Here is an 18,599-nt window from a genome sequence, read left to right as displayed (position 1 = left end):
CAATCCATTGCTGGCGCTGAAGAACGAATCCTTCAGCGCCACGTTGTCGTTGTCACGCGGTAGTGCTGTCTTCGGTTACCTGATGCTTGCTGATCACATCGACGGTCTGTTCATCGAACTTGACTGCCGTGAGCAGCGAGTCGAGCAGGCCGGGAAAACGCACGTCCATGTCTTCGCGACGCAGCGACAGCAGGTTTTCCCGACCGTACGGCCGTTGCCAAATCAGACCGCTGTCACGCAGGACTCGCCAGTGGTGAGTCATGGTCGACTTCGATGCGCCCCGGAGAATCCGGCCGCATGGATGTTCCTGGCCATCGGCCAACACTTTCAACACGGTCAGACGCAACGGGCTGCCCAATGCAGACAGAACATTTTCGAGAAGGATCTGGTCCTGATTGGGGTGATTCGGGACGTTCATAGGTAGGTACCTTTGATGATATAGGCGGGAGAAAACTTGCTTGAATTCGTCTATACGAGAACAGTAAGACTATACACAACAAGCCCCTCTCCCGCGACAGCCGTCCCGGGGGCTACGGCACGTCTGAGACTACAGCCCAGCGCTCTTCTCGCCCTGCAACGGCTGCTCCTGGAACCCGCCGCCCAGCGCTGCCATCAACGAAATCGAGCTGTCGATGTGCTTGCTGTTGAGAAACGCCAGGCGCATTTCGTCCTGAATCAATTGTTGCTCGATGTTTAGCGCATCGAGGAACGTGTCCTCCCCGGCCTTGTAGCGTGACTGCGACAGATCGTAAGACGACTGGGCAATCGTGCAGGCATCACGCTGCACGACAATCTGCTGTTCGAATGAGCGCAATTGCGTCACCGAAATCGCCACTTCGTGCAGGGCCGAACTGAGCACGCGGTTGTACTGCGCGATCGAACTGTCCAGCTGCGCATTGCCAGCCTTGAGGTCGGAGCGCAGGCGCCCGGCATCGAAGATCGGCAGCGTCACCGTTGGCGCAACGTTCCAGAACTTGCTGACGCCGGCGAACAGCGCATCCCCGGTCAGAGCGTGCGAACCCGCTGCGGCGACCAGATTGATGTTGGGATAGAACGTGGTCTTCACCGCGTCGATGTTTTTGTTTTCGGCTTCGACGCGCCAGCGTGCCGCGACGATATCCGGACGGCGTCCGAGCAGTTGCGCCGGCAATTGCGCGGGCAACGCCACGACGCTGGCTTGCAGACTCGCCGGACGTTCGATGGTCTGCGCGCGATCGACGCCTTTGCCGATCAGCGCCGACAATTGCAGACGAGCGATTTCGATGTCCTCGTTGGCGCCGATCAGTGTCGACTCCGAACGCGCCTTGAGGCTCTGCACCTGTTTGAGTTGCGACAGGTTATCGAGCCCCGAGCCGTAGCGTGAATCGGTCAGCTCGACCAGTTTGCTCAGACGCTCCAGATCGCGGCGATTGAGCTCCGACACCTGCCAGGCATAGGCCAGCTGGTTGTAGGCCTTGACCACGTTGACGGTCAGAATCAGGCGCGACGATTGCAGATCGACTTGCGCAGCCATCGCGCTGTTCAGCGCCGACTCCCAGGCGGCACGCTGGCCGCCCCAGAGGTCGAAGGTGTAATTGAAATTGACCGCCAGATTGCGCGCGGTGAAGTACTTGTGCCCCTCGCCGCTGTAATCCTCGAACTTCGACAGCCGACCGCGAGTGACGCCGGCCTCGGCGTCCATTTGCGGATAGCGTTCGGCGTCGCGCAAGTCGAGAAACGCATTGGCCTTGGCCACCCGCGCCGTGACTTCCTGCAAATCCGGGTTGCTCGCATAAGCCTCCTCGATCAGCGCGCCGAGGCGTGGATCACCCAACGATGTCCACCAGTCGCTGCTCGGCCATGCGGCCGCCGGCAGTTTGTCTTTGAGGCTGTCGGAAGGCGCCTCGCCAAGCGATAACAATTTGCCTTGGTGATTGATCCCGGCGTAGTTCACACAACCCGCCGACAACAGGATCGATACCGCCAGAGGCGCCAGCATGAAGCGTGTAATCCGATACATGAAAACGTCCTCAGAAGGTGGTTTGCGGCGCACTGGCCAAAGCGGTTTCAGGGACGCTGGCCGACTGCTTGATCGAACTCAGCAGGGTGTAGACCGACGGCAGAATGAACAGGGTGAACAACGTACCGATGAGCATCCCCACCACAATCACCAGGCCCAGGCCGAAACGGCTGTTGGCGCCGGCACCACTGGCGAACAGCAACGGCGCCAGACCGACCACCATCGCCGCAGTGGTCATCAGGATCGGCCGCAGGCGGACTTGCGCGGCGTGCTGAATGGCTTGCACACGATCCATGCCTTGCTTGCGCTGCAGTTCGTTGGCAAACGCGACCATCAGAATCCCGTGCTTGCTGATCAGCCCGATCAGGGTGATCAAACCGATCTGCGTGTAGATGTTCATCGAAGTCATGCCCAGCGCCAGCGGCACCAGTGCGCCACAGATCGACAACGGCACGCTGATCAGGATGATGAACGGATCGCGGAAGCTCTCGTACTGCACGCTCAGCACCAGGTAGATGATCACCAGGGCCAGACCGAAGGTGAACGCCAGGCTGTTGCCTTCCTGTACGTATTGGCGCGCGTCGGACTGCCAGTCGAAACTGAAGCCGGCGGGGAAACTTTCCGATTGTTTTTGCAGGAACTCCACCGCAGCCCCCAGCGTCACGCCCGGTGCCGGAATGGCCTGGAACGTCGCGGAGTTCTGTTGGTTGAACTGGGTCAGGCGATTCGGCTCGACCTTGACGCTGAGGGTTGCCAGCGTCGACAACGGCACCGGATTGCCCTTCTGGTCTTTGACGTAATAGAGCTTGAGGGTTTCCGGGGTCAGGCGGTCCGAAGAGATCGACTGTGGAATCACATCGTACGAGCGACCGTGGAACGAGAACCGGTTGACGTACTTCTCACCGATCAGACTGTTCAGCGTCTCGCCGATGTCCTGCATGCGAATGCCCAGGGCGTTCGCCTTGGCGCGATCGACCTGAATCTCCACCACTGGATTGTTGAAGTCCAGATCGCTGTCGACCACCGCGAACAGACCGCTGGCCTGCGCCGATTTCTTGAGCTGATCCATCACGTTGAACAGCGCCAGGTAATCCTGATCGCTGCGGATCACCATCTGCACCGGCAAGCCACCGGTGGAACCCGGCAGAGGTGGCATCTGGAACACGAAAATGCTCGTGCCTTCGATCTGGTTCACCTTGGCCTGCAAATCCGGCTGAATGGTATTGGCATCGCGGCCGCGTTTTTCCCAGTCCACGAGGTTGATCCCGCCGACGCTGTTGGACAGGCCGTCAGTACCGTTGGCCACCCAGTTGCTATAGCCCTCGGGAATTTCGTTGAAGGTCTCGTAGAGCTTGTGTGCGTAGGCCTCGAGGTAATTCAGGTTGGCGTGCTGCGGTGCCTTGATCGCGGTCAGCAGAATGTTCTGGTCTTCCAGCGGCGCCAGTTCGGTCTGCGCCGAGCGATAGAGAAACGGCAGGCTGAAGAAGATCACCAGGGCCACGGTCAGGCTGATCCAGCGCCGCGCCAGCGAACCGCCGAGCAACACGCCGTAACGACGCGACAGGTTCTGGAAGAAGCGATCAGCCTTGACCGCCATGAAACCTTCGCTGGTTTTCGCATCCAGCAAACGCGTACTCATGATCGGCGACAAGGTCAACGCGACGATGCCGGAAATCACCACGGCGCCGGCCAGGGTCAACGCGAATTCTTTGAACAGCGTACCGGTGAGGCCGCCCATCAAGCCGATCGGGGCATACACCGCCGCCAGCGTGAAGGTCATCGCCACCACCGGCCCGGCCACTTCCCGCGCGCCGATCAGCGCCGCATCGAACGGAGTCTTGCCCTCCTCGATATGCCGGTGGACGTTTTCCACCACGACGATGGCGTCGTCCACCACCAGTCCGATGGCCAGAACCATCGCAAGCAAGGTCAGCAAATTGAGACTGAAGCCGAACATCTGCATGAGCATCGCCGCGCCGAGCATCGACAACGGAATCGTCACCAGCGGAATCAGTACCGTGCGGAACGTGCCCAGGCAGAGGTAGATCACCAGCACCACGATCACCAGCGCTTCGAGCAGGGTGTAAGACACCTCATCGATCGACGACTGAATGAAGTGCGCGACTTCGAAAGGAATCTGCACGGTCACGCCCGGCGGCAGGGTTTCCTGGATCTGTGGCAGCAACTCACGCACACGCTTGACGATCACCAGCGGGTTGCCGGTGGGCGCCGCATCGAGACCGAGGAACAGCGCCGGCACATCGCTCATCGCACCGCTGGTATCGGTCGATGCCGCATTCAGCTCGACCGTGCCGACATCGCGCACTCGAATGATGTTGCCGTTATCGTTGCGCAGCACCATGTCGCGGAAGTCTTCGACGCTGTTCAGGTCAGTGTTGACCCGCAGGTTGCTGACCACATACAAGCCTTTGACCTGGCCGGGTGCGGCCTGGAAGTTGTTGCCTTCGATGGCGGTCGAAACGTCCTGTCCGGTCATGCCGTAGCCGGCCAGGCGTTGCGGGTCGAGCCACAGGCGCATGGAGAGTTTCTGCTCGCCCATGATGTTGATCTTGGCCACGCCTTCGATGCCGGCGAACATCGGTTCAACGACGCGGGAAATGTAGTCCGACATTTCCGGAATGGTCAGGTTGGAACTGGCAAACGCCACGTAAGCCACGCTGGTGAAACCACCCGAGGTGCGTTCCACCACCGGGTCGTAGGCATCCTTGGGCAAGCGATATTTGATCTGGTTGACCTTGGCCATGACCTCGGTCAGCGCCGCGATGGAATCACTGTTGAGCGCCATGCGGATCGTCACCTGGCTGCGACCCTGGGTCGACGCCGAAGACAGATAATCGATGCCCTCGACCGAGGCCACCGCCTGGCTGATCGGCTGCGTGACGAAGCCTTGCATCAGCTCCGAAGAGGCACCCGGATATTGGGTCGTGACCGTGATGGTCGACGTTTCCAGCATCGGATACTGGCGGATCGGCAGGTTCATCAGCGCACGGACGCCGAACAACAGGATCAGCGTGCTGACCACCACGGCCAGCACCGGCCGGCGAAGAAAGAGGTCGGTGAAATTCATTTTTCCAGCCCGCTGAGTTTGAGAGCGATCGTGTCCGGGATACCTTCCACGGCGACGCCGTCATGCAGTTTCAATTGCCCTGATGTCACCACCTGCGCACCGTCGTTCAAGCCCTTGTCGACTACGGCCCAGCCATCGCGACGCTCGCCGACCTTGATGCTTTCACGCTTGACCTTCTGCACACCGGCTTCGTCGGTGTAGACCGAGAACACACTTTCGCCATAGGCGTTGTAGGTGATGGCGGTTTCCGGGATGAGCAATTCGGCGGTTTGCGGCAACGTCACCGAGACCCGTGCATACATGCCTGGACGCAGGAGTTTTTTGGTATCGGTGATGACCGCTTGCACGTTGATGGTGTGGGACTGGTTGATCTGCGGATCGACCGCGACGATCTTCCCGGCAAACGTCTGGTCCGCCCAGGCATCGACCTTGGCCTGCACCGTCTGGCCCAGTTGCACCCGCGAGCCATCGCGTTCGGCGAGGGTGAAATTGACCCGCAGCACGCCGGGATCGGTCAGGGTCGCTACGGCGCTGCCAGCCTGCAGATATTGGCCGAGGTGTGCCTGGCGAATACCGAGGGTGCCGGCAAATGGTGCACGGATATGACGCTGGGCAATCTGCGCCTGCATCCGTTCCATGTCACCTTTGGCCGCGTCGTATTGCGCGCGGGCACTGTCGAAGGCACGACGGCTTTCTGCACCCGTTTTGGCCAATTCCTGGACGCGGGTGAACTGCGCCTTGGCCGATTCGAACTCGCCCTTGAGGCGTACCAGTTCGCCCTGTTCCGGCGCGTCATTGAGTTTGAGCAGGACCTGCCCCGCCGCCACTTGATCGCCGGACTCGAAATCGATGTCCACCACTTTGCCGCTGACTTCGGCCGAAACCAGCACCTGACGCTGTGCTTCCAGTTTGCCGATCGCTTCAAGGTAATAGGTGTACGGTTGTTTTGTGGCCACGGCCAGACCGACCCGAGTACTCGGGATGCGCTGGTCGGCAGCCGCTTGCGGTGGCGCCCAGAAGCGCCAGCCAAGCACCGCGGAAAAGATCAGCACAAGAAGAAGAAATACAATCGATTTAATGATATTTCGGGCAAGCATATGGCACTCCCTTGACTCTTTATTGCGAGCACAAAAGTTCAGTTATTAAGAAATAAAGGCTGTCGCACAAAACAGGCGCGTTATATATCCCTGTGGCAATTCACGTTTAACGCGCCTGTCTTGTTAGTTATCTGTCAAGCCGCTGCCAGCGCATTGGTTTTATCCAGATAATATTTACCGATACCGTGCAAGTTCAAAGGCGACAAGGTGAAGTGCTTCGAACCGGTATGGATATCGCGGAAGCAACGCTCGAGGAAATGCGACTTGTAAACCGCCTTCGAGCCGGCCATCGAAAAGATCTGATTGACCGCGTTCACCGAGTTTTCGGTGAGTACCGATGCCGCCAGACCGACCCGTGCACTGACCGGTTCACCGAAGGTTTCACCGCGATTGATCACTTGGTGAATCGCGTCTTCGAGCAGCAACTGGGCGGTGTGCACCGACGAGATCGCGCGACCGGTTTTCTCGAAAATCACCCCTTCAAGGCCTGGATCGGCATTCACGGCGCGGTCATTGCGGAAGTGATCGACCGCAGCCCGGGCCACGCCCAGCACGGTGGACATCGCCGCCAGTGTGCCGAACTCGTAGTAACCGGTGGCGTAGGCACGCGAGCTGCGCGCCTCGGGCGATTGCTTGAGGCTTTCGGTGTCGAGGGAGAAGGCTTTGTTGACCAGCACCTGCGAGCATTCGAAGTGATGGCTGCCGGTGCCGCGCATGCCAAGGGTGTCCCAGGTCGGGAGGATTTTGCATTGGCTGGCCGGCACGAAGAACATCCGCACTTCTGGCGTAGTGTTGTTTTCGGTGCCTTTGACGGTGGCGGTGCAGACCAGCCAGTCGGCGTGCGCCGAACCGCTGGCGAATGCCCAACGGCCGCTGAGCAGATAATCGTCACCCATCGGCAACGCTTCGCCACCGGAGTGGATGGCGCCGATCACAAAGCCGTCGCAGTGGCTGTAGATCGCTTCAGAAGTACTTTCCGGCAAGTAGTCGGAGAGTCGGCCCATGGCCACCTGCACCGCCAGCTGCCAGGACAGCGACGCGTCGTGACGGGCAAATTCGAGCAACAGGGCGGAGGTGGTCTGGATATCGACCTGGGATCCGCCGAACGCTTTGGACACCGAAGTGCGGCCAAAACCATCCTTGAAAAATTGAGACATCACATCCTTGTGCGTCGCGTTCGTCTGCTCGCTGTAATCCCGGTGTTGAACGATCAGCGGGTTCAGTGCACGTACCTTCTCAAGCCATTCACTGGATTCGGAGGGAAGGCTGTTCCATTGCATTAGATTCTTCATAACGGCTCCTAGCTATTATTTATTAAGGGTCAGCAGATGAAAAAACAGACAGAATTTTATTGTTGTTAAACCCCGATAAAAATGTACGTCTACAGTCGTACATTGACAAGCGTTATTATCAGACTTCTTGCATATTTCAGTAAAAGACCCATAACTGTCCGACAAAAACTCCAGGCGCAAAGTGTCAACCGAACTTGCACGCAAGTTACGGTCTGTACAGTTAATTTATTACCGGGTGCCGGCGCGTCGGTCACTGACCTCTGAAAGTGATGCCCAGTCATGATCGGCCTGACCATGGGCCATGCCATCGAGCAGATTGTCCTTCAACACACTGGCAAACGGCAGCGGCACCTGCGCAGCTTCGCCGGCTTCCAGCGCCAGGCGCACATCCTTGAGCCCCAGCGACAGTTTGAATCCGGCAGGCTCGAATTGTTTGTCGACCATCAGTTTGCCGTAGCCCTGATAGACCGGAACCGCGAACAGCGTCGAGGTGATCATCTCGATGAAATCCGCGCGGCTGATGCCGTAACCAGTAGCCAGGGTCGAGGCCTCGGCGGTCGCTTCGATCGCGGCGGCAATCATCAGGTTGGCCGAGAGTTTGGCAACGCAAGCGCTTTCAGCGTCCGCGCCGAACGGCCAGGTCTTGCGCCCCAGCACGTCGAACAATGGCTGCACCCGCGCCAGTGCCTCGGCGGCCCCGGAAGCGAGGATATTCAGGTTGCCAGCCGCCGCGACGTCCACCCGGCCCAACACCGGCGCCGAGACATAACCAACACCGCGCGCCTGGTGCAGGGCGGCCATTTCCCGGGCCAGGGCGACAGACACCGTGGACATGTTGACGTGAATGCTGCCGGGCGCCAGACCGTCGATGGCAGCGGCATCGAGAAACACCGCACGAATCGCGGTATCGTCGCCGAGCATCGAAATCAGCACCTCGGCGCGAGCGGCAAGCGCCGGGCTGTCGACGGCTTCAGCGCCAGCAGCGACCAATGCTTGTAGCGGCGCTGCCGAGCGGTTCCACACACGCACTTGATGCCCGGCCTTCAGCAGGTTCAGCACCATCGGTGCGCCCATCGTGCCCAACCCGATAAATCCCAGTTCCATGTCGCGCTCCCGTCTAGATGAGGTCTTCGAAATCCGTTCGAACGATGATCCACGATTGCGATTGTACGTGTACAGGCGTACATTTCAAGTGCCGCGAAGATTTAACCTTCGCGGCAGGGTTTCAAACGAACCTTTACCCAAGGCAAGGAGGCTTTATGCAATTCGGGATCTACACCGTTGGCGACGTCACGCAAGACCCTACCAACGCCCGTACCCCCAGCGAATCGGAACGCATCCAGGCGACCCTGCAAATTGCGCAGAAAGCCGAAGACATCGGTCTGGATGTTTTCGCCACCGGCGAGCATCACAACCCACCGTTCATCACCTCCTCCCCCACCACGCTGCTGGCGTACATCGCCGCAAAAACCCAGCGCATCATTCTGTCGACGTCCACCACGCTCATCAGCACCAACGACCCGGTGCGCCTGGCCGAAGAATATTCGCTGCTGCAAAACCTCTGCGGCGGGCGCATGGACTTGATGCTCGGGCGCGGCAACACCGCACCGGTTTATCCATGGTTCGGCAAAAGCATCACCGACGGCCTGCCGCTGGCGATGGAAAACTATCGCCTGCTGCATCGGCTCTGGCGCGAAGAAGACATCAACTGGAGCGGTCGCTTTCGCACCCCGTTGAACAACTTCACCTCCATTCCCCGCCCGCTGGACGACCTGCCGCCCTTCGTCTGGCATGGCTCGATCCGCACCCCGGAAATCGCCGAACAAGCGGCCTATTACGGTGACGGTTTTTTCGCCAGCCACATCCTCTGGCCGCGCGAGCATTTCATGGCCCTGGTCGAGTTCTATCGGGCGCGTTTCGCCCACTACGGCCATGGCACGCCAGAGCAAGCCATCGTCGGTCTCGGCGGGCACATTTTCATGCGCCGCAATTCTCAGGATGCCCGCCGCGAATTCCGTCCCTACTTCGACAATGCGCCGGTGTATGGCCACGGTCCATCCCTGGAAGAGTTCATGGAGATGACCCCGCTGGCCGTCGGCAGCCCGCAGGAAATCATCGACAAGACACTGACCTTCCGCGAGTACTTCGGCGACTATCAGCGCCAGCTCTTCCTGTTTGACCATGGCGGCATTCCGTTGAAAACCGTGCTGGAACAACTCGACATGTTCGGCAAGGAAGTGCTGCCGGTGCTGCGTGAAGAAACCCGCAAACGCCGCTCGCCGCTGGCCGCCGAAGCACCGACCCACGCCAATCGCCTGGCACATCTGCAATCGCTGCAGATGCCGCCTGCCGACCAACGCCCGAACGCTAAAACCGCCCAGGCGGACAGCGTCACCGGCCACTAAAACCGCAGGAAAGCGAGCGTGCTCGCGAAGGCGCTCGTGCGGGGTGTTGACCCCGCCGAGCGCTTCGCCGGCAAACTCGCTCCACCTGACGCTTTGAACAATCAGGCCGCGCCCTTCAGCGAGCGCTGGGCATCCAGCACTGTCAGCACATCATCGTTGATCAACCGCGCCAGATACTGACCGTAACCGGTCTTGCTCATGCTGCCCGCCAGCACCAGCAACTGCGCGTCATCGATCCAGCCCTTGTTGTAGGCAATCTCTTCGAGGCAGGCGATTTTCAGGCCCTGACGTTTCTCGATGGCCTGGACAAAATTGCCCGCTTCCATCAACGCGTCGTGAGTCCCGGTATCCAGCCAGGCCATGCCACGGCCCATCACCGAAACGTTCAATTGGCCACGTTGCAGGTAGACATTGTTGACGTCGGTAATTTCCAGTTCGCCGCGTGGCGACGGCTGGATCTCGGCGGCAATGCGCAGCACTTCGTTGTCGTAGAAATACAGGCCGGTGACGGCGAAGTTGGACTTCGGCTCGCTCGGTTTTTCGCAAATGCTCAGGGCCTTGCCGTTGGCATCGAATTCCACCACACCAAAGCGCTCCGGATCTGCCACGTAGTAGCCGAACACGGTCGCGCCCTCTTCGCGGGTCGCGGCCTGCAACAGCGTTTCGCCGAAACCGGCGCCGTAGAAAATATTGTCGCCGAGCACCAGGCAGACGTTATCGTCGCCGACGAATTCGCGACCGATGATGAACGCCTGGGCCAGGCCGTCCGGGCTCGGTTGCACGGCATAACTCAGGCTCAGGCCCAATTGGCTGCCGTCACCGAGCATGCGCTGGAAACCCGGCAGATCTTCGGGGGTGGAGATGATCAGGATCTCGCGAATTTCCGCCAGCATCAGCACCGACAGCGGGTAGTAGATCATCGGTTTGTCATACACCGGCAGCGACTGTTTGGAGACGCCCAGAGTGATTGGATGCAACCGCGAGCCAGCGCCGCCCGCCAACAGAATTCCCTTGTACTTGGCCATGCCTGTTTCCTTTTCAGCAATAGATGACTGACGCCAGCCGGCGTCATTGAACGGGAGTTGATTTCAAGCCACGCGGGCTTCTTGCAGATGATCGCCGAGGCGTTCCAGGGCATAGGCGCCGGAGATCACGCGAATCCACCAGGCGCGATTGTCGAGGTACCAGTCGACGGTTTTTTTCATGCCGCTTTCGAAGGTTTCCTGCGGTGTCCAGCCCAACTGCGCCTGAATCTTGCCGGCATCGACGGCGTAGCGTTTGTCGTGACCCGGACGATCCTTGACGAAGGTCATCAGGTCGCGGAAATGCGCGACCCCGGCCGGCTTCTGCGCACCACGTGCTTCAAGCAGATCGCACAAGGTGTGCACCACTTCAAGATTGGTTTTTTCGTTGTGGCCACCGATGTTGTAGGTCTGCCCCACTTCACCGTTGCTGACCACCGCATACAGCGCCCGGGCGTGATCTTCGACAAACAGCCAGTCGCGGATCTGCGCGCCGTCGCCGTACACCGGCAGCGGCTTGCCTTGCAGCGCATTGAGAATCACGTGCGGAATGAGTTTTTCCGGGAAGTGATAAGGCCCGTAATTGTTCGAGCAATTGCTCATCACCACCGGCAAACCGAACGTGCGATGCCAAGCGCGTACCAGATGATCCGAACCGGCCTTGGTCGCCGAATAAGGCGAACTCGGCGCATAGGCGGTCGTCTCGGTAAACGCCGGATCTTCAGGTTCCAGATCGCCGTAAACCTCGTCGGTGGAAATATGGTGGAAGCGGAACGCCTGCTGACGCTCAGCGTCCAGACGATTCCAATAGCCGCGTGCGGCTTCGAGCATGGTGTAAGTGCCGACGATGTTGGTTTCGATGAAGGCCTGCGGGCCGTCGATCGAACGATCCACATGCGATTCAGCCGCCAGATGCATCACCGCGTCCGGTTGCAGGCGCGCGAAGATTTCGTCCAGCGCCGGCTTGTCGCAAATGTCCACCTGGCAGAAACGATAACGCGGCGAGTCCGCCACCTCAGCCAACGACTCGAGATTGCCGGCGTAGGTCAACTTGTCGACATTGATCACTTCGCAGTCGGTCTCATTGAGCAGAAACCGCACCACTGCCGAGCCGATAAAGCCCGCGCCCCCTGTCACTAAAATTTTCATCAGCGCCTCCCCTGGCAAAATGATGATTCACAGTCCTTCGATACTGCCCGCCTTCAGGGGCGGGTCAGTTCAGCAATGCCACCCAGTATTGCGACAGGCCTTGCTCAAGAATCAGCAGCGTCTGGATGCAGACGAAGCTTTCGTCGGTGGTGGCCGAGGTCGAGTTGAGCGGGCCGAAACCACCGTCCTGTTTCTGGTGAGAGGCGATCCAGTCCTTCGACGCCTGCAAATGAGTCGGCTGAGCGTCGAGCAGGTACATCGCCGCGATCGCCATGTAAGTACCCACCAGACTGACCGCTTTGCCCGGCCGATAGTGGAACGAGCCGTTTTCCAGTTGCAGGCTTTGCAGCCATGCCACTGTCTGCCGCGCGTCGACGATGCGCCGGTTGAGAATGAACAGCGTGGACACCACGCGATACACCGAAAACGCATCCGCTGGATAACCCGGCTTGTTGCCGAATCCACCGCCTGCGGAGCGACAGCGCAAGGCGAACGCCAGCACCGCTTGCTCATCCGCCGCTTTGGCGCTGAGCGCGTGCAACGACAGCACGGCAAGGTTGGTGTGCCAGATATCGGAACCGAAACCCGCCACGTCACCGAAGCCGCCATCCGCGTTCTGGCACGCTTGCAGATAGCCGACACAAGCCTCGGCATCGGCCGGCAACGCACCCAGCACGCGCAGCGACAACACCGCACAGTACGTGGCAAAGACATCACTGAGGTGCCCGGGCTGTTCGGCAAAACCACCGTCGATATTTTGCGAGGCCTGGATGCAGTCGATCAGGCTCGCCTTGTTTTCGATTTGCAGACCCAGCGCATGCAGATCGGAGATCACATGCAGACCGGAAAACACCTGCCACGTCTTGTCGGCGCGAAAGCCCAGCGGCGTGGTCTCGGCGGTCAGCCCGTAAGGTGTCTGGTTGGACGCCCGAGCCTTGGCCAGCCACGCGAGATAGCGCTGCAGATCGACATTGATCGACGGTACGCCACGCGGATGAATGTCCTGCACGTCGCCGCCGCCATTGATCACCTCCAGCTCGCGGCTTACCAGCGCGGCATCGTCGTGCGCTTGCACAACGCTGGCCGGCGCAATGGCTTGCAAAGCATGGGCTGCGGCGAGCTGGGTTTTCAGGCTCTTCAAGTGCAGCGGCAAGTACGTCAGGTTGCCGATGCTGAAGATCCCCGGCTGACGCGGCGGCGCCCAGAACTGGCGAATGAACGGCACGGTCGGGTCATCGGGCGTCGACCAGAAATAGCCTTTACCCATGAACAGCCCACCGTTGCAGGTGTCGTGAAACTCCAGCAATGCGGCTGTCACCGACGCCTGATCGCTGTCGCTCGCGCCGCCCGGCAAAGCCTGGATCACCTGCAACAGCAACGCCACGTCATACGCCGTCTTGATCGGAAAGGGCGACTCATGATGCTTGTAGGAGGTGTGCCAGTCGCAGCGAACCTTGCCATTGATGCCGACTCGATCCCAATAGCCGCCGTAGGCCGGGTCGCGGAACAGCGCCAGGGTCTGCAACAGAAACGAGCGCGCCAGATTCGCCAGCGCGTTGTCGTCACGCACATTGGCCAGACGCGCCAGCACCAGGCTGACTTGCGCCCGCACCGCGCAACGGCTCAGTGCGACATCGACACAGGACTCGCTATCGCTGCCGGCCACGCGGGCAATCAGGTTCTCTGCGTGCACTTGCAAATGCCCGATCAGACCGAGGCCCACAGGCTCGTTGCCGATCCGCGCCAGCAGGGCCGTGGCGCTGATGTCGAGGTCGATCGACGTCGCCAGTTCCAGCGGCGTCGACCAGTCGCTGGTGTATAACCCGGCGACCGTAGACCTGGCGTAGAGCGCTTCGACCCGCTCCAGCATGGCGGCAATCACCGCGCGGTTGCTGGCGTCCTCGGGTACCCGACGCTGATAGGCAATCAATGCTGCCAGCGCATCCAACTGCACCGCCAGTGTTCTGCAACGGCCCGAACCATGCGGCGTCCAGTAGCGATCGGCAAGTTCGTGAAACCCTGCGTTCGCGACGTCGTGCAAACGCATCAGCCCTTCATGGGCGAAACGCAGCTGCGCAGCGTCGCCGTGTTCGGCCTGATAGAGCGTTGCGTCGATCTGATCCTGCAACTGCTTGTCGCTGGAAATCGCGACGTTCCCACTGGCATCGGTGACGGCAAAAAAACCGCCGAATTCGATGTCCTTGAGGCCTTGATCAAATTGAAACTGCGGATGCAGCGCCATGGTGAATCCCTCTTCCTTGAGGTTAAGCCGCTTTGCTTTCGGTCAGCGGCACAACCATGTCGTTGCACAATTCGATGATACGGGTCGCTGCGCGCGCCGCGCCTTCGCCGTCCGGGGCCGCCACTTGTCGATGCGGCGCGTAGTACGCCGGCGACTGGGTATCTTTCTCCAGTTCGGTTTGCACCAGCTCGACGAGACGGTCGCGGTCGTGCCCCAGGTGGGTCGGGAAACCCAGCAGTTCGAGGCGGCGCAACGCTTCAAGTTCGTGGTATTCGGACTTCGATGGCAGCACGAACAGGGTCGGAATCTGCAGTGCGGCAATTTCCGTTACGGTGATCCAGCCCGGTGCCGAGATCAGCAGTTCGGCTTCGCGCAACAGGCCCATCCAGTCCGGGTAATACGGCACGCAAACCACACCGTCCTGCGCCTGGATATCCTGACGCCCCAGCAGCACCAACTTCAGCTGCGGATTGCGTTCACGCAGGATCCTGAAGCTGTCGAGGTAAGCGGCGAGCAGCGCATCCTTGTTCTGCGCAAACATCGTCGTGCCACTGATGGACGCGACAATGAACGGCGCATCGCCAAGATTCAGTTGCTCACGCACGTTCAGGCCGCTCTGCACATTGATGTCGCGAATCATCGGCCCGACAAAGTGCGCCTTGCCGCTGACCAGCGCTTCGGCGACCGGTGTGCCCTGATCGAGAGCTGCCACATACGGCTTGTCGGTCAGCACCAGTTGGCTCTGATTGATCATCCAGCTGAACTGGCTGTGCAGTGCGGAACGCGCACGCGCCATCTCCAGAGCATTGACCTCGAAGCCACCGTCGGCCAGGTCATGGTCTTCCAGCTGGCAAAGGGTAAAGTCATAGCGCTCGGTGACGAACACCAGCGGCGTACCGCTGAAAATCGCCGCCAGGCAGGCCGCCATGTTGTAATCCGATACCAGCACGCTCGGTTTGTATTCGGCGATCAGCGCCAGATAAGAGAGGATTCGCTCACCGGACAGGAAAGTATTGGCGATATAACCGCCGATATAATTGTTCCAGTCGAGTTCTTTCGACAAGTTGCTCTTTTTCGAGTAATCCACCAGCCGGCCGGCAATATCTACCACTTCGATGCCGGACTGTTCGAACAGCGGCGTGAATGTCGGCTGCAAAGAAGCCAGCGCCACGGTCAGCGGCATAGTCGGGCTTTGCTTTTTTATCGCCTGAGCGATGGAAAGCGCACGCATGTTATGACCGGAACCTGTCGGATTAGGGGCAAATAAAATCATTCTTGAATCTCCATTAGTTGAACAACGCCATGAACCACAGTGTTTTCCAATACATCCCTTATAACCACTGAGTGGGGTTTTATAACCGCACCATCACCAACACTCAGTGGACCAACCAAGAGCGCGCCCTCACCGATGACGCAACGACTGCCTATCCGCACGGGAGCCTCTTCCCAAGGCAACGAGCGGAATGAATGATCGTGGGTTGAAGCAACAATCGTGGCGCCCGCCGCCACCTCGCTGAACGCGCCGATCGACACGCCGCCGCCGGCTTCGATGACCACACCTTCACCAAGCCTGACGCCCGTGCCGAGCTCAATGCCGCCGAGCTGCGACATCCCGCCCTGACGGCTGCTGCGTCCGATCAGAATGCAGTCGCGGGCGATTTCCGCCGATGTACCGCCGCGCAATTCAGCGTCGATCAATGCTTCGTCGCTGATCTCCCAGGTGGCGGCATCCGGGTTCAACGATTTGAGCCTGGCCACCGACTGCGTTGAGCGATCGAGCATCGACGGCAAGCCCGAGCGGGCTCTTTCACGAACTTTTGCCAGCACTTGTTCCGGGCTCGGACGACCGTCCTCGACCACCGAGCGGAAGCCGATGAAGCGCGCCGGGCGCCCCACCATGATGGCGTCCGCCGACACGTCTGCGGTGACCAGCGCACCGGCGGCGATCACTGCGCCAGCGCCAATGCTGACACCAGCGTTGACGGCAACCTTGGCGCCCAGCCAGACATTCTCGGCAATACGGATCGGGGCTTGCGCGGTGCCCATGCATTGCACACCGGTGGCCAACATGCTGGAGGTGCCGATTGCGGCAAACTGCACGTCGCAGCGAAAACCGATAAAACAGTCATCACCGATCTGAACATTTTGCAGACGGGTGCCAGCGCGCACCCAGACATGGCGGCCAAGTACGCTGCCACTGTCCACTGTCGTCGAAACTTCAATTACGTTTACGTCGTCCACAATCCAGCCTCATTCCATGATGCCAAGCACAAGTGATTTGACGCACAAAGATATCCCGCGCACGCAGTCAATCGATGCGAACTCAATCATTAACTATTTATTTAAAACTTCTCTCAAAGCACGCAAGACATTGCGTCCGCGCAACTTATTAACTGACTGTTCCATTCAGTTATCGTTAATACTTAACGACAGGTGAAAGTTCACGCTTGCGCCAATGGCCAAGTCAGTTGTCTGTGTGAGAAAAAACGAATTCAAGTCGGTCCGTGACTCAGGTGTAACTCCATCAGGGTGGGAATGTCCTTTAGTACGAATGTTATAGTACAGACGATTTTCTTTTGCAATAGGTGTCCGAATGGTTATCTCGTTTTAGTCTAAAAATTTATTGAACTTTTATGGTGCATGACGGTATTAATTCCGTCATATGTGCACGGCAATGGTGCAACACTGACTGTTGCGCGAGCATTGCTGCTCAGCGCTCACAGGCATCAGGAGGTCGACCTCAGACATCCGGGCCGCTCCAGCTGACGCTAAGTTGGCGGTTCAATCCGTCATTTGCCTGGAGCCTTCATGTCCGCCCCCATCACCGTTCTGCGTGACACTCACCCCCTGCCGGTACTCGACGCCTGTAAGTGGGAAAAACTCGAAGGCGACCCGCACACCGTCAACCTCAACGCCTATACCAGCGAAGACGGCAGCAAGATCATGGGCACGTGGATTTGCACACCGGGCAAGTGGCGCGTCGAATATGTGAAATGGGAGTACTGCCATTTCCAGGAAGGCTACTGCGTGATCACCCCGGACGGCATGGCGCCGATTCACTTGCGTGCTGGCGACATCTTTGTGATTGAGCCGGGGATGAAAGGCACGTGGGAAGTGGTCGAGACCGTGCGCAAGTATTTCGTGTTCGCCTGATAAAGCAAAAGATCGCAGCCTGCGGCAGCTCCTACAGAAAACACAATCCTCTGTAGGAGCTGCCGAAGGCTGCGATCTTTTTAAGGCACAAAAAAGCCGGGAAATCACCCGACATGATTTCCCGGCAAATGTCCCACGTTCACACAATTCCCTGTGGGAGCTAGCATGCTGGCGATTGCGGTGGATCTGACAAAAATAAGTTGCCTGACACTCAGCCATCGCTAGCAGGCTAGCTCCCACAGTTTGTCCAGCGTTGTCTCTCTATTGCGGTTTGCGGTAGCTGTTGATGATCGCCGAGAAGTCTTTCCCGCCGTCACCGCGCTGGCTCATCGCCTGATACAACTGCTGCGCCACCGCGCCGAGTACCACCGGCTGGTGCGCCTGACGCGCCGCTTCCGTTGCCAGCCCGAGATCCTTGAGCATCAGCTCGGCACCGAAACCACCGGTATAGCCGCGCGACGCCGGTGCCGTTTCGACGATGCCCGGCCACGGATTGTACATTTCCGAACTCCAGCAGCGCCCGGTCGAGCTGTTGATGATGCCGGCCAGCACCGACGTATCGATGCCCAGCGCATCGCCCAGCGCCATCGCTTCACTGACACCGACCATAGAGATCGCCAGCAGCAGGTTGTTGCAGATCTTGGCGATCTGCCCGGTGCCGACTTCACCGCAATGGACAATGTTGCGGCCCATCTGCGCCAACACCGGTTGCAGGGTGGCGAACAGTTCCGGGGTGGCGCCGACCATGAAGGTCAAGGTCCCGGCGGTCGCACCACCGGTGCCACCGGACACCGGCGCGTCGGCCATGGCCACGCCTTGTTTCGCCGCAGCGACTGCCACATCGCGAGCGGTCTGCGGATCAATCGTGCTGCAATCCACCGCCGGCACGCCTTTGCCGATGCCGGCCAGAACACCGTCCTCACCGAGCCAGACACTGCGCACATGCACCGCCGCCGGCAACATGGTGATCACCAGCTCAGCATCCTCGGCAGCTTCACGCGCCGAAGCGCGAATGCTGCCACCGAGTTGCTCCAGTTCCGCCAGCACGGTTTTGTTTAGGTCGACCAGGTTCAGCGAATGGCCGGCCTTGATCAGGTTGCGCGCCATCGGCGCGCCCATGTTGCCCAGCCCGATAAATGCGATTTTCATGGC

General features: G+C 59.5%; 14 protein-coding genes. 2 read left to right on the top strand and 12 right to left on the bottom strand.

The window, feature by feature from the left end; translation table 11 throughout:
- Window positions 1-52: 52 nt before the first annotated feature.
- The 6 genes from ACIPZE_RS19635 to ACIPZE_RS19610 all read right to left on the bottom strand — a co-directional run bounded on the left by ACIPZE_RS19635 (window position 53) and on the right by ACIPZE_RS19610 (window position 8,613).
- A complete protein-coding gene (locus ACIPZE_RS19635) occupies window positions 53-418 on the bottom strand; it encodes a helix-turn-helix transcriptional regulator (protein ID WP_283437779.1) in 366 nt (121 codons plus the stop codon).
- Window positions 419-547: 129 nt separating this feature from the next.
- Window positions 548-1,999, bottom strand: a complete 1,452-nt coding sequence (locus ACIPZE_RS19630) for an efflux transporter outer membrane subunit (protein WP_400774715.1) — start codon at window positions 1,997-1,999, stop codon at window positions 548-550.
- A 10-nt stretch (window positions 2,000-2,009) separates the two neighbouring features.
- Window positions 2,010-5,087 (bottom strand): MexW/MexI family multidrug efflux RND transporter permease subunit, encoded by a 3,078-nt coding sequence (locus tag ACIPZE_RS19625; RefSeq protein WP_129388765.1) that lies wholly within the window; start codon window positions 5,085-5,087, stop codon window positions 2,010-2,012.
- On the bottom strand, window positions 5,084-6,184 hold the full coding sequence (locus ACIPZE_RS19620) for an efflux RND transporter periplasmic adaptor subunit (RefSeq protein WP_400774712.1): 1,101 nt from the start codon (window positions 6,182-6,184) through the stop codon (window positions 5,084-5,086). The genes ACIPZE_RS19625 and ACIPZE_RS19620 overlap by 4 nt, the downstream gene beginning before the upstream one ends.
- A gap of 134 nt (window positions 6,185-6,318) precedes the next feature.
- Window positions 6,319-7,476 (bottom strand): oxidoreductase, encoded by a 1,158-nt coding sequence (locus tag ACIPZE_RS19615; protein ID WP_129388759.1) that lies wholly within the window; start codon window positions 7,474-7,476, stop codon window positions 6,319-6,321.
- 228 nt (window positions 7,477-7,704) lie between these two features.
- Entirely contained in the window at window positions 7,705-8,613 is a 909-nt protein-coding gene (locus tag ACIPZE_RS19610; RefSeq protein ID WP_400774772.1) for an NAD(P)-dependent oxidoreductase, read from the bottom strand.
- Between the two features lie 122 nt (window positions 8,614-8,735).
- On the opposite strand from ACIPZE_RS19610, the gene ACIPZE_RS19605 reads away from it, so the two are divergent.
- Window positions 8,736-9,881 carry an LLM class flavin-dependent oxidoreductase gene (locus tag ACIPZE_RS19605; RefSeq protein WP_129388753.1) on the top strand — a complete coding sequence of 382 codons (1,146 nt, stop codon included), beginning with the start codon at window positions 8,736-8,738 and terminating at the stop codon, window positions 9,879-9,881.
- Between the two features lie 101 nt (window positions 9,882-9,982).
- Here ACIPZE_RS19605 and rfbA read toward each other — a convergent pair whose 3' ends face one another.
- The 5 genes from rfbA to ACIPZE_RS19580 all read right to left on the bottom strand — a co-directional run bounded on the left by rfbA (window position 9,983) and on the right by ACIPZE_RS19580 (window position 16,535).
- On the bottom strand, window positions 9,983-10,906 hold the full coding sequence (gene rfbA, locus ACIPZE_RS19600) for a glucose-1-phosphate thymidylyltransferase RfbA (RefSeq protein WP_129388750.1): 924 nt from the start codon (window positions 10,904-10,906) through the stop codon (window positions 9,983-9,985).
- Window positions 10,907-10,969: 63 nt separating this feature from the next.
- Window positions 10,970-12,052: a dTDP-glucose 4,6-dehydratase gene (gene rfbB / locus ACIPZE_RS19595; protein WP_400774708.1), complete on the bottom strand. Its 1,083-nt coding sequence runs from the start codon at window positions 12,050-12,052 to the stop codon at window positions 10,970-10,972.
- Between the two features lie 64 nt (window positions 12,053-12,116).
- A complete protein-coding gene (locus ACIPZE_RS19590; RefSeq protein WP_400774705.1) occupies window positions 12,117-14,294 on the bottom strand; it encodes a prenyltransferase/squalene oxidase repeat-containing protein in 2,178 nt (725 codons plus the stop codon).
- A 22-nt stretch (window positions 14,295-14,316) separates the two neighbouring features.
- A complete protein-coding gene (locus ACIPZE_RS19585) occupies window positions 14,317-15,525 on the bottom strand; it encodes a hypothetical protein (protein WP_400774703.1) in 1,209 nt (402 codons plus the stop codon).
- 38 nt (window positions 15,526-15,563) lie between these two features.
- Window positions 15,564-16,535, bottom strand: coding sequence for an acyltransferase (locus ACIPZE_RS19580; RefSeq protein WP_400774701.1), 972 nt, complete (start codon window positions 16,533-16,535; stop codon window positions 15,564-15,566).
- Window positions 16,536-17,102: 567 nt separating this feature from the next.
- Between ACIPZE_RS19580 and ACIPZE_RS19575 the strand changes: the two genes are divergently transcribed.
- Window positions 17,103-17,447 carry a cupin domain-containing protein gene (locus ACIPZE_RS19575; protein ID WP_008083343.1) on the top strand — a complete coding sequence of 115 codons (345 nt, stop codon included), beginning with the start codon at window positions 17,103-17,105 and terminating at the stop codon, window positions 17,445-17,447.
- 261 nt (window positions 17,448-17,708) lie between these two features.
- On the opposite strand, the gene mmsB is transcribed toward ACIPZE_RS19575, so the two are convergent.
- On the bottom strand, window positions 17,709-18,596 hold the full coding sequence (gene mmsB / locus ACIPZE_RS19570) for a 3-hydroxyisobutyrate dehydrogenase (protein WP_400774699.1): 888 nt from the start codon (window positions 18,594-18,596) through the stop codon (window positions 17,709-17,711).
- Window positions 18,597-18,599 lie beyond the last annotated feature (3 nt).

It is taken from the genome of Pseudomonas sp. NPDC089741 (assembly GCF_044748825.1).
GTDB lineage: Bacteria > Pseudomonadota > Gammaproteobacteria > Pseudomonadales > Pseudomonadaceae > Aquipseudomonas > Aquipseudomonas helmanticensis.
This window is presented reverse-complemented; position numbering and strand designations above follow the sequence as displayed.

Excerpts from the sequence above, each read along its gene's own strand:
- ACIPZE_RS19605 (WP_129388753.1), top strand. The coding sequence starts at position 8,736 with ATGCAATTCGGGATCTACACCGTTGGCGACGTCACGCAAGACCCTACC.
- ACIPZE_RS19615 (WP_129388759.1), bottom strand. The coding sequence starts at position 7,476 with ATGAAGAATCTAATGCAATGGAACAGCCTTCCCTCCGAATCCAGTGAA.
- ACIPZE_RS19585 (WP_400774703.1), bottom strand. The coding sequence starts at position 15,525 with ATGCGTGCGCTTTCCATCGCTCAGGCGATAAAAAAGCAAAGCCCGACT.
- mmsB (WP_400774699.1), bottom strand. The coding sequence starts at position 18,596 with ATGAAAATCGCATTTATCGGGCTGGGCAACATGGGCGCGCCGATGGCG.
- ACIPZE_RS19590 (WP_400774705.1), bottom strand. The coding sequence starts at position 14,294 with ATGGCGCTGCATCCGCAGTTTCAATTTGATCAAGGCCTCAAGGACATC.
- ACIPZE_RS19575 (WP_008083343.1), top strand. The coding sequence starts at position 17,103 with ATGTCCGCCCCCATCACCGTTCTGCGTGACACTCACCCCCTGCCGGTA.
- ACIPZE_RS19620 (WP_400774712.1), bottom strand. The coding sequence starts at position 6,184 with ATGCTTGCCCGAAATATCATTAAATCGATTGTATTTCTTCTTCTTGTG.
- ACIPZE_RS19635 (WP_283437779.1), bottom strand. The coding sequence starts at position 418 with ATGAACGTCCCGAATCACCCCAATCAGGACCAGATCCTTCTCGAAAAT.
- rfbA (WP_129388750.1), bottom strand. The coding sequence starts at position 10,906 with ATGGCCAAGTACAAGGGAATTCTGTTGGCGGGCGGCGCTGGCTCGCGG.
- ACIPZE_RS19625 (WP_129388765.1), bottom strand. The coding sequence starts at position 5,087 with ATGAATTTCACCGACCTCTTTCTTCGCCGGCCGGTGCTGGCCGTGGTG.
- rfbB (WP_400774708.1), bottom strand. The coding sequence starts at position 12,052 with ATGAAAATTTTAGTGACAGGGGGCGCGGGCTTTATCGGCTCGGCAGTG.
- ACIPZE_RS19630 (WP_400774715.1), bottom strand. The coding sequence starts at position 1,999 with ATGTATCGGATTACACGCTTCATGCTGGCGCCTCTGGCGGTATCGATC.